This is a genomic window from Paraburkholderia phymatum STM815, assembly GCF_000020045.1.
In the GTDB taxonomy this organism is placed as follows: domain Bacteria; phylum Pseudomonadota; class Gammaproteobacteria; order Burkholderiales; family Burkholderiaceae; genus Paraburkholderia; species Paraburkholderia phymatum.
Genome location: NC_010622.1, coordinates 2,955,212 through 2,968,455 on the forward strand (window position 1 = coordinate 2,955,212; position 13,244 = coordinate 2,968,455).

14 protein-coding genes are annotated in these 13,244 nt (G+C 64.5%); 5 read left to right on the forward strand and 9 right to left on the reverse strand.

Features of this window, described 5'->3' with window-relative positions:
* Positions 1-81 precede the first annotated feature (81 nt).
* Genes BPHY_RS13270 through BPHY_RS13285 form a run of 4 tightly spaced genes read right to left on the reverse strand, consistent with a single transcriptional unit; the run spans position 82 to position 3,578 of the window.
* Complete coding sequence (locus BPHY_RS13270) at positions 82-858, reverse strand: SDR family oxidoreductase (protein ID WP_012401990.1); 777 nt, start codon at positions 856-858, stop codon at positions 82-84.
* The gene (locus BPHY_RS13275; RefSeq protein WP_012401991.1) at positions 855-1,535 is read right to left on the reverse strand and encodes a 2-dehydro-3-deoxy-6-phosphogalactonate aldolase; all 681 of its coding nucleotides are present in this window, start codon (positions 1,533-1,535) and stop codon (positions 855-857) included. The genes BPHY_RS13270 and BPHY_RS13275 overlap by 4 nt, the downstream gene beginning before the upstream one ends.
* Before the next feature lie 52 nt (positions 1,536-1,587).
* A complete protein-coding gene (locus BPHY_RS13280) occupies positions 1,588-2,628 on the reverse strand; it encodes a 2-dehydro-3-deoxygalactonokinase (RefSeq protein WP_012401992.1) in 1,041 nt (346 codons plus the stop codon).
* Positions 2,625-3,578, reverse strand: coding sequence for an IclR family transcriptional regulator (locus tag BPHY_RS13285; protein WP_012401993.1), 954 nt, complete (start codon positions 3,576-3,578; stop codon positions 2,625-2,627). Before BPHY_RS13285 ends, BPHY_RS13280 begins: the two co-directional genes overlap by 4 nt.
* A 540-nt stretch (positions 3,579-4,118) precedes the next feature.
* Between BPHY_RS13285 and BPHY_RS13290 the strand changes: the two genes are divergently transcribed.
* Positions 4,119-4,628 carry an outer membrane protein gene (locus tag BPHY_RS13290; RefSeq protein WP_279612548.1) on the forward strand — a complete coding sequence of 170 codons (510 nt, stop codon included), beginning with the start codon at positions 4,119-4,121 and terminating at the stop codon, positions 4,626-4,628.
* 75 nt (positions 4,629-4,703) lie between these two features.
* Here the strand turns inward: BPHY_RS13290 and mtgA are convergent, their stop codons facing one another.
* From mtgA to mpl, 5 genes are all read right to left on the reverse strand, one after another.
* Positions 4,704-5,432, reverse strand: a complete 729-nt coding sequence (gene mtgA, locus BPHY_RS13295; protein ID WP_041764052.1) for a monofunctional biosynthetic peptidoglycan transglycosylase — start codon at positions 5,430-5,432, stop codon at positions 4,704-4,706.
* A gap of 61 nt (positions 5,433-5,493) precedes the next feature.
* Positions 5,494-6,366, reverse strand: coding sequence for a shikimate dehydrogenase (gene aroE / locus BPHY_RS13300; RefSeq protein WP_012401996.1), 873 nt, complete (start codon positions 6,364-6,366; stop codon positions 5,494-5,496).
* Entirely contained in the window at positions 6,363-8,468 is a 2,106-nt protein-coding gene (locus BPHY_RS13305; RefSeq protein ID WP_012401997.1) for a ribonuclease catalytic domain-containing protein, read from the reverse strand. Before BPHY_RS13305 ends, aroE begins: the two co-directional genes overlap by 4 nt.
* A gap of 126 nt (positions 8,469-8,594) precedes the next feature.
* Positions 8,595-9,197, reverse strand: coding sequence for a YqiA/YcfP family alpha/beta fold hydrolase (locus tag BPHY_RS13310; RefSeq protein ID WP_012401998.1), 603 nt, complete (start codon positions 9,195-9,197; stop codon positions 8,595-8,597).
* Positions 9,194-10,603: a UDP-N-acetylmuramate:L-alanyl-gamma-D-glutamyl-meso-diaminopimelate ligase gene (mpl, locus tag BPHY_RS13315; RefSeq protein ID WP_012401999.1), complete on the reverse strand. Its 1,410-nt coding sequence runs from the start codon at positions 10,601-10,603 to the stop codon at positions 9,194-9,196. The genes BPHY_RS13310 and mpl overlap by 4 nt, the downstream gene beginning before the upstream one ends.
* A gap of 214 nt (positions 10,604-10,817) precedes the next feature.
* Here mpl and BPHY_RS13320 point away from each other — a divergent pair, with 214 nt between their 5' ends.
* The 4 genes from BPHY_RS13320 to accB all read left to right on the forward strand — a co-directional run bounded on the left by BPHY_RS13320 (position 10,818) and on the right by accB (position 13,244).
* The gene (locus BPHY_RS13320; protein WP_012402000.1) at positions 10,818-11,471 is read left to right on the forward strand and encodes a hypothetical protein; all 654 of its coding nucleotides are present in this window, start codon (positions 10,818-10,820) and stop codon (positions 11,469-11,471) included.
* Positions 11,472-11,497: 26 nt separating this feature from the next.
* The gene (locus BPHY_RS13325; RefSeq protein ID WP_012402001.1) at positions 11,498-12,046 is read left to right on the forward strand and encodes a TlpA family protein disulfide reductase; all 549 of its coding nucleotides are present in this window, start codon (positions 11,498-11,500) and stop codon (positions 12,044-12,046) included.
* A 194-nt stretch (positions 12,047-12,240) separates the two neighbouring features.
* On the forward strand, positions 12,241-12,705 hold the full coding sequence (aroQ, locus tag BPHY_RS13330) for a type II 3-dehydroquinate dehydratase (protein ID WP_012402002.1): 465 nt from the start codon (positions 12,241-12,243) through the stop codon (positions 12,703-12,705).
* Positions 12,706-12,773: 68 nt separating this feature from the next.
* Complete coding sequence (accB, locus tag BPHY_RS13335; RefSeq protein WP_012402003.1) at positions 12,774-13,244, forward strand: acetyl-CoA carboxylase biotin carboxyl carrier protein; 471 nt, start codon at positions 12,774-12,776, stop codon at positions 13,242-13,244.

The window sequence follows — 13,244 nt, forward strand, 5'->3', positions numbered from 1 at the left end:
CTCGTCGATGAGGCGGGTTTGCTGCTGTTTTCTGTTCCTTCGCTACTGCTTTGTCGTTCTTCGCTCCCAACCGGGAACCGCTTAGTCGTGATAGAGCGCCGAACGCCCGCCGTCGACGGTGATACAGCTCGCGTTGATGAACGGCGCTTCATCCGACGCGAGAAAGACGGCCGTCATCGCCACTTCTTCCGGCTTGCCGATACGTCCCATCGGCTGCAGGTCGAGCGTCGCCTGCTTCGCGGCGGCGGGATCGGCCTGGCCGTCCCACCAGTCGCGCGTCAGTTGCGTTTCGATGTAGCCCGGCGCGATCGCGTTCACCCGTACGTTGCGCGGCGCGTATTCGATACCGAGCGCGCGCGTGAGGCCGATCACACCGTGCTTGGCGACCGGGTATGGGAAGCAGCCCGGAATGATCTTGAACGCGTGTGTCGACGCGATGTTCACGATGCTGCCCGCGCCACGTTCCACCATTCCCGGCAGCACCGCGCGGCAACCATTCCACACACCGTCGAGATCGACGGCGAAACAGCGGCGCCAGTCGTCGTCGGTCATCGTCAGCGGATCGCAGAACACGTTGATGCCCGCGTTGTTCACCAGCACGTCGATCGCGCCGAACGCAGTTTCGCCTTCGCTTACGGCGCGCTGCACGGAGGCCGATTGCGTGACGTCCGTCTGCACGGCGAGCGTCTTGCCGCCCGTCTGCGCGGCGATTTCAGCGGCGGTGCGCCGCGCCGTTTCGACGTCGAGTTCCGCGAGCACGACAGCCGCGCCCTCGCGCGCGAACGCCGTCGCGATCGCCGCGCCGATGCCCCGTCCGGCGCCCGTCACCAGCGCAACCTTCCCTTGCAGCCGTTTCATTTCTTCACGCCCGCGCGCGCGATGCGCAGACCGTTGATGTATGCCTTCGCATGCGAAGCCGTCGTCGTCGCCGGCTGGCCGGGCTTGTAAAGCGCCGAGCCAAGTCCGAAACCGTTCGCGCCGGCGGACAGGAATGGCCCCATGTTGTCGGGCGCAATGCCACCGACGGGCAGCAGCGGCACGTCCTTGTGCAGCACCGCGCGCCACGCCTTCACGACCTGACAGCCGAGCTGCTCGGCCGGGAACATCTTCAGCACGTCGGCGCCGTTCTTCAGCGCAACGAACGCTTCCGTCATCGTCGCGACGCCGGGCGCGCATGCCATCGCGAGCGACTTCGCGGTCGTCACGACTTCGGGGTCGCTGTGCGGCATCACGATCAGCTCGCCGCCCGCCGCCTTCACGTCATGCACGAGTTCGCCGCGCAGCACCGTGCCCGCGCCGACGATGCAGTCGGCAGGCACAGCCTGACGGATCGCCGCGATGCTGTCGAAAGGATGCGGCGAGTTGAGCGGCACTTCGATGATGCGAAAGCCGGCTTCGTATAGCGCGCGACCCTGATCGGCGGCATCGGCTGGCGTGACGCCGCGCAGGATCGCGATCAGCGGACATACTTCGAACGCGGCCATCAGGCCGGCGTGCGGCTGGTACGGGGCGGGCAGATTCAGATCGAGTTGCATGTCGGTTCCTTGGGTTCTTTGCGCGCGGCTCAGGTTGCGGTCAGTCGCGTTTTCAGCCCGGCTGCGCGGCGCCCGATGCTTCGCTGACGAGGCCCGCTTGCGCCGCGATGCGCCACAGGCCGCGCTCCGTCGCCTGCTTCACGAGGTCCGCCTGATGGCAGCCGAACTGCGCGAGCGCAAGCCGATAGCGCTCGCAAAGCGCTTCATTGCCAATCAATTGCAGCTTGTTACCGGCGAGCGTCGATTGCCGGTGCGCGAGCGCCGCTTCGAGGCCGCTCAGTTCATGCCCGATCAAAAGGCCGGACAGGTAATCGGGTTGCTGCTCGCGCGCCAGCTGGCCCGTGAGACCCAGCGTACGCGTGCTGAAAATGGTGGCGAGCACGCCGGCCTTGCCCTGGTCGCGCGCGACCTGCACGCCGCGCAGGAAGGAAGCCGTATCGGGCCGGTCGGGCGTGATCATCGTGCGGCCGAGAATCGTGTGCTCCGAGAGCGCCGCGAACACTTCGCCCGTCATGAAGGTGTCGAATCGTTCGATCTTCGCGTCGCGCACCATCACCCATTTCGCGTGCGTCCCGGGCAAGCCGATCAGCATGCCCTTGCTCGCCGCCGATGCGCCCGCGCAGGCCAGCGCGCCGAAAATTTGCGTTTCCTCGCCGCGCATGACGTTCGGCAGATCGCCGTTCTGCAGCACGCCAGGCACGATGTTCAGCGGCACGCCGCGCGCCGTCTGCACGCGTACGATACCGGCGACGAGCGCATCCACGCTGGCGGGCGCATTCACATACGGCGCTTCCTTCCAGCCTTGCGCGCTGCCGACCATGCCGGCCGCGATCACGGGCAAGCCGGAATTGCCGTCCAGCCACGCACCGACGACGGCGTCGAATGCCGCGTCGAACCCCCCTTCGGCAGCCGGGCGGGGAAGGTTCATGATGCCCGCCGTCGACGCACGCGTATCGAGCACGGCGCCGTGCGCATCGAACAGATACGCGCGCAGCGACGTCGTGCCCCAGTCGAGCGCGATCAGTGCGGCATGGCTCGCCGTCCGCGCGGGCTGGGCTTGTTCGAGGGACAGGGTCGAACCCGTCTGATTCATCGTTTGATCCTGCGGGTAGTCGGTTGCGGCACACGCCAGCCCAGCTCTTCCGAGATTGCGCGCGCTTCGCGCTGCACGACGGGAATCAGCTCGTCCATGCGTTCGAGCGACATGTACGGAATCGTGCTCGCCACGGACAGCGCCGCGACGATCGAACCCGACGCATCGCGCACGGGTGCCGCCACGCAGCGGATCGACGCCTCGTTCTCTTCGAGGTCGAAGGTGAAGCCGCCAGCCGAGTAGTTCGTCATGCGCTGCATGAAAGTCTGCTGATCGGGCCGGTTGTCGGGCTTGAAGCTGACGCCCGCGAGCGCGCGGCGCGACGCATCGAACAGCGACTGCCACTGGTCGGGGACGAGATCGAGCATCATCGCCTTGCCGATACCCGTCGATGCGAGCGGCATTCGGTGACCCACGCGTGAACGCATTTCGAGACCGCGCGTGCCGGGAATCTTGTCGATGTACAGCACGTCGTCGCCGTCGCGCACGCCGAGATGGATCGTGTCGTGCGTCTGTTCGGCAAGCGACTCCAGATGCGGACGCGCGACCTGCGTAAGCGGCATCTGCTCCAGCGCGATCGTGCCGAGTTCTATCAGCTTCGGGCCGAGCAGGTAGCCGCCCTGCACCTGACGCAGATAGCGCGCCTGCACGAGGCTGCTGACGAGCCGGTGCGTCGTGCTGCGGGTCGTGCCTAGCGCGGCGCCGAAGGTGCGCAGATCCCGCACGCCGGCGGCGGCGGCTTCGAGAATTGCGAGGCCGCGCAGCAGCGTCTGCGTGCCGGCTTGCTGCGGCGTGATGTCAAGCAGCGTGCTCGGCAGCCCGATCGTGTCGGCGGGCGGCGGCGGCACCACGGCGCCGTTCGCGGGACGCGCGGCGGGCTTGCGCACCATTTCGGCTTCAGATGCTTCGGGTACTTCGGAGTCGGCGTGAGAGGTCATCGCTTTGTTCATGGCGACTGGGCAACAGACAAAAGGTGAGTTACCGGTGAGTTACCGCGAGAAGCCGGCGTAACGGCTTGCGCCGGGAGCGGTTCGAGGCTGCGTGAGCGCGTGGTCCAGCAAGGAGCTGAAAGGCATGGCGAGGTGTCTCCAATATTCGTCCCGCTTCTGCGACGCGCATTGCGCGACGGCGAAGCGGTGTTTCTGCCCGTTACGGCTTGTTGAAACGGATTGTAGGGCGCTTTTTTGAGATTCACCAACATATGAGCTGGCATCCATATGTTGGGATGACAGGACAATTGGGCGGTTCTTTCAGAGACATTTCGCAAGCATTGCCGCTTTCCGCTGTCGCCTGTCCGCCAATGGGGACCGGTCTGTCGGTTTTCGCGGAGCCTTTTTAAGAGCGCTCCTATTGAGGGCACAGGAAGCTGAATTTAGGCTGCATCGGCTCTAAGTCGACGCTTAAAAGGTTTCGGGAAGACAGTTTCGGACACTCCCAGATCTATTCGATTTTCAAGCGCTCTCGCGATTTTTTAGGTCTCCAGAACAATGATGAACAAGACTTTACTGGCATGTGCAGCGATGGCAGTCAGCGCTGCAGCACAGGCGCAACCGACCCAGCAGCAACTGATCGACGATTTCTCCGGCCCGTATGTCGGCGCCAAACTGGGCGTGAATGTGTCGAGCGCATCGGGCGCCACGAACAAGCCAACGCACTCGACGATTTTCCCCGGCTTGGTTGCCGGCTATGGCTTCAACGCAGGCCCTGTGGTGCTGGGCGCCGAGCTGTTCGCCGATTTGCATCACGGTTCGGCGACCTTCAAGGACGGCGGGATCGACGCGAAGATTGGCTACCCCATTGGTTCGCTGATGCCCTATGCGCGTCTTGGCGTGACAACCGACTGGCCTGCGTCGCGCTTCAATTACGGGCTGGGCGTCGAATATATGGTCATGAAAAACCTGAGCCTGTTCTCGGAATGGACGCACGATTCAACCGATGCCGACAACACGCACTGGCGCAATAACAGTTTCACGATCGGCGCAAGTTACCGCTTCCGGTAAGCAGCCTTCAGAAGCAAAAAACGGCGATTATCTGCACGATAATCGCCGTTTCGATTTGCGCCGGGATTGAGGTCGTCACTCCGGCAATTCCGCTGCCCCCATTCTGCGTGCAATCACCCGTGCGCGTTGCGTGAGATAGCCTGAGCTTCGGTGTTCGTCGAAGTATTTCGGTCTCGGCAACATCACCGCAAGCCGCGCCGATTGCCCGGCCGTCAGCTTCGCCGCCGAAGTCCTGAAGTAATACCGCGCCGCCGCTTCGGCGCCGTAGACGCCGTTGCCCCACTCGACCGAATTCAGATAAATCTCGAAGATTCGCTCTTTATCCATCAGCGTCTCGAGCATCCACGTAATGATCAGTTCCTGACCCTTGCGGATATAGCTCTTCTCGCGCGACAGGAACAGATTGCGCGCGAGCTGTTGCGTGATCGTCGAACCGCCCGCAACGATCTTGCCGCGCGCCTTGTTTCTCTCCCATGCCTGGAGGATCGCGTCCGTCTCGTAGCCGTTGTTATTGACGAAATTAGCGTCTTCTGAAGCGATGATCGCGCGCTTCAGATTGCGTGAGATCTGCTCGTACGGCACCCACACATGCTGAAGCGACTGGTCCGGACGGTCTTGCGAAAGACGCCAGGCGTCGGAACGCATGAACGCCGTCGATTGCGGATTCACGTAATTCCAGACGGCGATCTGCGCGAAGTAAAACAGCTGCGTTGCAATCCACGCAACGACGAAGACCGCGCCGGCATACATTGCCCAGCGGGCGGGGCTCACCGCCTGGCCCTTTGCACGCCTTCCTTTGGTCATCGTCGTCGCCATGTCGTCGCTGTGATGTCGTCAAGTCGGCTAACGGACGGAGCGTGCGCCGTCAGGCGCTTTGCGGTGCGCGCAGCATCTCGCGCAGCGCCGCCAGCACGGGTGCGCCGTCGGGACGCACGCCGCGCCAGACGAAGAACGACTCTGCCGCCTGCTCCACCAGCATGCCGAGTCCATCCGCCGCGCGCGCGCCGAGCCTGCTGGCGTGCTGCATGAAAACGGTCGGCTGTGCCCCATACATCATGTCGTACGCGAGCGTGCCCGTGCCGAACGCGCCGTCATCGCACTCGGGCAGCGACGCATCGAGGCTGCTCGCCGTGGCGTTGACGATCACGTCGTACGCGCCCGCTTCGATCGCCTGCGCGCTGCCGCCTGTGAGACGGCAGGCGGCAGCGCTGGCCCCATTCGCGAATTGTGCGACGAGCTCGTGGGCCTTCGACGCGGTGCGGTTCACGATGGTCAGCGAGTGCGGGTTGCGTTCGAGCATCGGCAGCACGACGCCGCGTGCCGCGCCGCCCGCGCCCAGCAGCAGCACGCGCGCGCCCGCAAGCGGCACACCGAGGTTCACTTCGATATCGCGCACGAGGCCGAAGCCGTCCGTGTTGTCGCCATACACGCCGCCGTCCTTTTCGAAGCGCAGCGTATTGACGGCGCCCGCCGCTGCCGCGCGCGGCGACAGCACGGTCGCGAACGCGTGCGCGTCGAGCTTGAACGGCACGGTCACGTTCATGCCGCGGCCGCCTTCGTCGATGAAAGCGCGCACGTGCGCGACGAACTGGTCGACGGGTGCCAGCAGCCGGCCATATTCGACGGGCTGCCCCGTTTGCTCGGCAAACTGCGCGTGAATCAAGGGCGACTTGCTGTGGGCGATCGGATTGCCGATCACCGCATATTTGTCGCGCGGCGTGTTTTGATTCGAGCTCATTGACCCTGCTCCGTCGCGTGCTGCGTCGAGTCGTTGTCATTGGCGGAGGCCGGCGTGTCGCCGTCGGCCGACGGCTCGCCCGCCGACGCGCCCGTGTCGGCTTCGGCCTGCGCTTCGGCTTCGCTTTCGGCGGATTCGTCGGCGGCGTCGATGATTTCTTCGTCGACCTCTTCCTCTTCTTCCCCGCCACTCGTCACGGTCGGCGCGTCGAGCACGTGCAGCAGACGCACGGAGGCCTCGACGGTCAGCTCATCCACCGACATCACTTCGAGCATCAGCCGCGTCCCGCGCGCGTGCACGCCGAGACCCGGCACGTGCAGGAGCAGCGGCACTTCCTCGAGGCGCACCAGATCGCCCTTCACGACGGACGCGGCCACCTGCTTGCGGTTTTCCTGCGTGAGCCAGCGTAGACACCAGAAATACTCCATGCGACGCTGATGATCGGCGTACGCGGTATAGGTGTCGTCGAAGCCTTGCACGACCGCGAACAGATCGGCGTCCTTCGGCTTGAACGGCGCGGCGAGCTTCGCCGTCACGCCGTGCTGCACGCAGGCAATCAGCTGCCACTGGTTGACGAGGTCGACATAGCGGCGCAGCGGCGACGTGCTCCACGCGTACTGCGCGACGCCGAGACCTTCGTGCGGCGCGGCTGTCGTCTGCATGCGGGTGCGCTTCGGGCCCGTCGGCGCACCGAAGGCGCGTTGCGAACGATAGATGCCGGGCACGCCGTGATCGTGCAGGAACGCGCCCCACGTCGAGTTCGCGAGAATCGCCAGTTCGGCGACGATCGTGTCGAGCGGCGAACCGCGGCGGCGCGGCGTGATGGTGATGTGCTCGCCTTCGACGTAGAAGTTGAAGTCCGTATTGCGCTGCACTTCACGCCTGAGCCCGTAACCGGCGCGTGCGACCTGGCGCTTCTCGAACAGCGCCTGCGCGAACGGCCACAGCACCGCGATGTCCTGCTTGTGCGGATAGTCGCCCGTGCCGTTGGCAAGCGCCTCTTCCGTCACCATCTCGTCGAGCGTGTTGTGGCGCAGATTGTTCTTCACATAGACGAGTTCGGCGCGCGTTTCGCTCGCGACGATTTCCTGGGTCTCGCGGTTCACGATGCTGTACAGCGACAGCGCCGGACGCAAACCGCCTTCGGCCAGGGTGAATTTATCGACGACGGAGTCGGGCAGCATCGTGATCTTGTCGCCCGGCATGTAGACGGTCGACAGGCGGCCGCGCGCGATCGCGTCCACGGCATCGCCGCGCTGGATGCCCAGTGCCGGCGCGGCAATGTGGATGCCGATTCGAACCCGGTTATCGGGCAGATGCTCGACGGAAAATGCATCGTCGATTTCCGTCGTGGTCACGTCGTCGATCGAGAACGCGTCGACCTCGGCTTGCGGCAGATCTTCAGGCAATTCACCGACCGTCACGGGCGGAAAGGCCGTGCCGTGCGGGAAGAATTCCGACAGAAAGCGCGCTTCGTGCAGCGCGCGGGCGGACGGAATGCCGCCGCATTCCAGCATCAGGCGAGCCTGCGAAATGCCGCGCGCCGCGGCTGCCGCTTCCAGCGCCTTGTACTCGATCGAATTCTTGTCCGGCTTCGTCAGCAGGCCGAGCGCCTTGCTCCGGAACCCTTCGGGCAGACGGCCCGCCTTCAGTTCCTCTTCGTAGCCCTGCTGCACGAGCGCCTGCTGGCGCTTGCGCTCGAGCGATGCGAGCGCCATCTTGAGCTGCTCTTCCGGCGCGCGCTGATACTGGCCGCGCCCCTTGCGGCGGAAATAAATGGGCGAGCCGTGCATGCGCAGAACCAGCGCCGCGCGTTCGACCGCCCCGAACGTGTCGCCGAAATATTCTGCGCCGAGCGTCGCAAACGGAAACTCATCTTCCGGCGCGCATTCCCACAGGAAGTCCAGATCGATGTCCTGGGCGACCACGTCGGCCTGCTCCATCAGTTCGGCCGCCGTCGGCTTGTCGAACTCGATCAGCACGTCTTTCGCGCGGACCTTCGCGCGGCGGCCGCCCGGCAGTTCGACCTGAAACGCGTCGCCTTGGCGCGACAGCACGCTGCCCGCCTTGAAACTACCCGATTCCTCGAAGAAAACGTTCACTCAATACTCTCGTTCTGGCTTACGTCGGCCGGCGCGCAGTGCTGCGTGATCGCGCGTCGGCGTCGTGTTCGGAGTGGTGCCCCGCAACGCGCGTGCCTTTCGGGCGCTTTGCTGCGGATCACCGGATCATGCCGCCTCGCGTGGTGCGGGCGGCTCGGCGTCGGCGGCGTCGCAAAACGCGAGCACGTCGTCGACATAGTCGGGAAACTCGCTGATCGCGTGGTCGCTTCCTTCGATCAGTCTGGTCCGCACGCCGGGATAGTGCGCGAGCATTTCGCGATAATCGAGCACTTCGTCGCCGGTAGCGGCAAACAGATAATAGCGTTCGGGACGCGTGATCCGCGCGACGCCTAGCGCACGTAATTCATCAAGATGATGCGGCTCGACGACGATGCTCCCGCCGCCATGCCACAACGGCTGCTCGCCGAGATAGTGGCTCAGGTCGCGCTGCGGCACGACGGCCGGATTGAGTAGCACCGCGCGCCAGCCGTGCTTCTGCGCGAGATGCGTCGCGAAGTAGCCGCCGAGCGAACTGCCGACCAGCGTCACACGCTCCGGCTTCGCCGTTGCAACCACCCCTTCGACGAGCGCGACCGTTTCCAGCGGCGACACGGGCAATTCAGGGCAGCGCCACTCGGCGCTGCGGCCCAGCGCCGCGAGGCGGTCGGCCATCACGCGCGCCTTGAAGGAATTGGGCGACGAGCGAAAACCGTGCAGATAAAGAATCACGCGACGCCCCGCGCCTGCTCCGTCGGCCGTGCCGACAGCGCATCGAGCAGCTTCTGATGCACGCCGCCGAAACCGCCGTTGCTCATCACCAGCACCTGGTCGCCCGGCTGCGCGGCCGCGACGACTGCCTTGACGAGCGAGTCGATTTCATTGAACGCCTGCGCCTTGTCGCCCATCGGCGCGAGAGCTTCGGCGAGGTTCCAGCCGAGCGCGTCCTTGCCCGAAGGTGCGCCGTACCCGAACACGAGATCTGCGTCGGCCAGGCTCGCCGGGAGTTGCGCTTTCATCACGCCGAGCTTCATTGTGTTCGAGCGCGGCTCCAGCACGGCGAGAATGCGTGTATTCGTACGGCCGATACGCGTGCGCAGACCCGCGACCGTCGTCTGGATCGCCGTCGGATGGTGCGCGAAATCGTCGTAGACGGTCACGCCGTCGACGCTGCCGCGCACTTCCATCCGGCGCTTCACGTTGCGGAACGTCGAGAGCGACTTCGCTGCCTGCGCGGGCGGCACGCCGATGTGGCGCGCGGCGGCGATCGCGGCGATCGCGTTCATCCGGTTGTGCTCGCCCTGAACCTGCCAGTCGACCACACCGACGCGCTCGCCGTTGTGATAGACGGCAAAGCGCTCGTCGACGGCGACGCCGTCTTCAGCGGGCAACGCCTGCCAGCCGCCCTCGACGCCGAAGCGCTCCACTTCGCTCCAGCAGCCGCGCGCGAGCACGCGGTCCAGTGCAACTTCACGGCCGTTCGACACGACGCGGCCAATGCCCGGCACGGTGCGCACGAGATGGTGGAATTGCGTTTCGATCGCAGCGAGATCGGGGAAGATATCCGCGTGATCGAATTCGAGGTTGTTCAGAACGGCGGTGCGCGGCCGGTAGTGGACGAATTTCGAGCGCTTGTCGAAGAACGCGGTGTCGTATTCGTCGGCTTCGATCACGAAAAAGCTGGAATCCGTCAGCCGCGCCGACACACCGAAGTTCAGCGGCACGCCGCCGATCAGAAAGCCTGGGTTCATGCCCGCGTCTTCGAGCAGCCACGTCAGCATCGACGTCGTCGTGGTCTTGCCGTGCGTGCCTGCCACGGCCAGCACCCATTTGCCGTTAAGCACATGCTCGCCGAGCCACTGCGGGCCGGACGTGTACGGCAGTCCTCGATTGAGGATCTCTTCCATCAGCGGATTGCCGCGCGTCACGACGTTGCCGACCACGAACAGGTCCGGCTTCAGATCGAGTTGCTCGACGCCCCAGCCTTCGATCAGCTTGATGCCTTGCGCCTCGAGCTGCGTGCTCATCGGCGGATAGACGCCGGCGTCGCAGCCCGTCACCGTGTGACCGGCGTTGCGCGCGAGAACCGCGAGACCACCCATGAATGTGCCGCAGATGCCGAGGATGTGAATGTGCATAAAGCTGTCGCGCCGCAAGGCGTGTTTTGCGTGGAAAGAGATGCGCGCCGGGGCGAAAAAGCCCTCGTGCAAAGGACGAGTATTGTAACCGACAGCCCCGTCCGTTCTTGATCGTACGTGCTATTCCCAGGGGTCGCCGGTGCGCTGCTCAGGGCTCGCAGACGGCCGTGGCAGCGTCAAAAGGCCGCCAGGCTTTCTCTAGTATGATGACCGGATGGTTCGCAAATCACACTTCGATCCGCAGCGCGTGCGCGAGGAAATCGCCATCGCGGCTGCACGGATGATTGCCGAGGACGGTCTCGATTACTCGACGGCCAAGCGCAAGGCTGCGCGACAAGTCGTCGGGGAGACGCGCGTCGCGGGCGAATGGCTGCCGGATAACGACCAGATCGAGGAAGAAATCCGCGAGTACCAGTCGCTGTTCCAGGGCGACAGCCAGCCGGCCGTGCTGCGCCGGCTGCGCGAAATCGCGCTCGACTGGATGCAGCGGCTCGTGCCGTTCAACGCTTATCTGACGGGCGCCGTGCTCGGCGGGACGGCCGGCGAACATTCCGACATTCATCTGCAAGCGTTTTGCGACAACCCCAAGGAAGTCGCCATCTACCTGCTGAACGCCAATGTGCAATACGACGTTTCGGAAACTCGGCACTTTGCGGGTCGCGGCTACGTCGAAACATTGAGCTTTCTCTGGCGTCCGTCCAATGAAGGGCGGGACGCAGAACCGGTAGGCATCCACGTCGCGTTGTACGGCACCGACGATCTGCGCGGCGCGGTACGTGCCGACGCACGCGGCCGACTGGCGCGCGCCGACGTCCGCGCCGTTCAGGCGCTGCTCGACGAAAGCGACGCCGCGCCTTCCACGAACTGAACCTCTCGATCAGACACATTCACTATATGAAGCGAATCCTGGCAGTCGCGGCCGTCGCCGTCGTCGCGACCGTGGGCGGAGCGGTGGCGGGCCACTGGCTGCTCGGCAACAACGATATCGCGGGCGTCGCGAACGCCGCCCCCGCCGACAGCGCCGTCGCCGTCAATCAGCTGTGGGCCGCGAAGGTGACCAACGCCGATGGCGCACCGCAATCGCTTGCCGGCTTCAAAGGGCATCCCGTCGTCGTCAACTTCTGGGCGTCGTGGTGCGGACCGTGCGTCGAGGAAATGCCGTCGCTGTCTGCACTGCACAAGGAATATTCGAAGAAAGGCATCGAATTCGTCGGCCTCGGCGTCGACTCCGACAAGAACATCAAGGCTTTCCTGCAGAAAGTGCCCGTCAGTTACCCGATTTACGTGGCGGGCTTCGGCGGCGCTGACCTCGCACGCGCATTCGGCAACAATGCCGGCGGCTTGCCTTACACGGTCGTAATTGATGCCAAAGGCGTCGTACGGTCGACAAAACTCGGCCAGATCAGGCCCGACGAGCTGAAACGCACGCTGGACGCCCTATAACGTCAGCATCTTTTTGACATTTAGTTGAGATCGTTTGCACTCAGATTGGACGATATTCGCAACGAAATGTCAGAAGTTCCGCCAGTTGCTGCTATCCTGGCGAGGGCGCAAGACATTACGGGCGTTCGAGAAACTAGACAAATTTCTCTAATCGGCGCTAAAGTGCGCCCAATTCCACGGAAAACGAAGCGACCATGACGCGACTGCTGGTTCTGCACGGCCCCAACCTCAACCTTCTCGGCACACGGGAACCGGAGGTGTATGGCCGCGTCACGCTGCCGCAGATCGACCAGGCGCTGGCCGACCGCGCAGCGGATGCGGGCGTCGAACTGGCCACCTTCCAGAGCAATCACGAAGGCGCGCTCGTCGACCGCGTCCAGGCCGCGCGAACCGAGAAGACCGATTTCATCCTGATCAATCCCGCAGCGTACACGCATACCAGCGTGGCGATCCGGGACGCACTGGCGGGCGTCGGCATCCCGTTCGTCGAGATTCATCTGTCGAACGTGCATCGTCGAGAACCGTTCAGGCATCACTCGTATTTCTCCGACCAGGCAGAGGGCGTCATCTGCGGCCTCGGCTGGAAGGGCTATCTGTACGCATTCGAATATGCGCTCGACCGGCTGGCCATTGGCGCGGCCGGATCGGCGCGCAACTGACAACCCAAAACACGAATTCGGCGCTGGCGGCAACCCGCCGGCGCTTCACGCATTGAAGGGGAAAGCCCATGGATCTACGTAAACTGAAGACTCTGATCGACCTCGTCTCCGAGTCCGGCATCTCCGAACTCGAAGTGACCGAGGGAGAAGGCAAGGTGCGCATCGTCAAGAACGCGCCGCCGGTTTACGTCCAGCAGCCCGGCAACTTCGCGCCGCAATTCGCGGCTTCGGCGCCCGCAGCCGTCGGTCACGCAGCGGAAGCGCCCGCAGGCGCGCCCGCCACCCCGGCAGCCGCCGCGCCGCAAGGCCACGTCGTGACCTCGCCGATGGTCGGCACGTTCTACCGCGCACCTTCGCCGGGCGCAGATCCGTTCGTGCAGGTAGGCGACACGGTCAAGGAAGGCCAGACGATCTGCATCATCGAAGCGATGAAGCTGTTGAACGAGATCGAATCGGACCAGGCCGGCGTCATCAAGGAAATACTCGTCGAGAACGGTCAGGCGGTCGAATACGGCCAGCCGCTGTTCGTGATCGGCTGA

Coding starts and splice junctions, on each gene's coding strand:
- BPHY_RS13270 (WP_012401990.1), bottom strand. CDS start 858: ATGAAACGGCTGCAAGGGAAGGTTGCGCTGGTGACGGGCGCCGGACGG.
- BPHY_RS13275 (WP_012401991.1), bottom strand. CDS start 1,535: ATGCAACTCGATCTGAATCTGCCCGCCCCGTACCAGCCGCACGCCGGC.
- BPHY_RS13280 (WP_012401992.1), bottom strand. CDS start 2,628: ATGAATCAGACGGGTTCGACCCTGTCCCTCGAACAAGCCCAGCCCGCG.
- BPHY_RS13285 (WP_012401993.1), bottom strand. CDS start 3,578: ATGAACAAAGCGATGACCTCTCACGCCGACTCCGAAGTACCCGAAGCA.
- BPHY_RS13290 (WP_279612548.1), top strand. CDS start 4,119: ATGAACAAGACTTTACTGGCATGTGCAGCGATGGCAGTCAGCGCTGCA.
- mtgA (WP_041764052.1), bottom strand. CDS start 5,432: ATGACCAAAGGAAGGCGTGCAAAGGGCCAGGCGGTGAGCCCCGCCCGC.
- aroE (WP_012401996.1), bottom strand. CDS start 6,366: ATGAGCTCGAATCAAAACACGCCGCGCGACAAATATGCGGTGATCGGC.
- mpl (WP_012401999.1), bottom strand. CDS start 10,603: ATGCACATTCACATCCTCGGCATCTGCGGCACATTCATGGGTGGTCTC.
- BPHY_RS13320 (WP_012402000.1), top strand. CDS start 10,818: ATGGTTCGCAAATCACACTTCGATCCGCAGCGCGTGCGCGAGGAAATC.
- BPHY_RS13325 (WP_012402001.1), top strand. CDS start 11,498: ATGAAGCGAATCCTGGCAGTCGCGGCCGTCGCCGTCGTCGCGACCGTG.
- aroQ (WP_012402002.1), top strand. CDS start 12,241: ATGACGCGACTGCTGGTTCTGCACGGCCCCAACCTCAACCTTCTCGGC.
- accB (WP_012402003.1), top strand. CDS start 12,774: ATGGATCTACGTAAACTGAAGACTCTGATCGACCTCGTCTCCGAGTCC.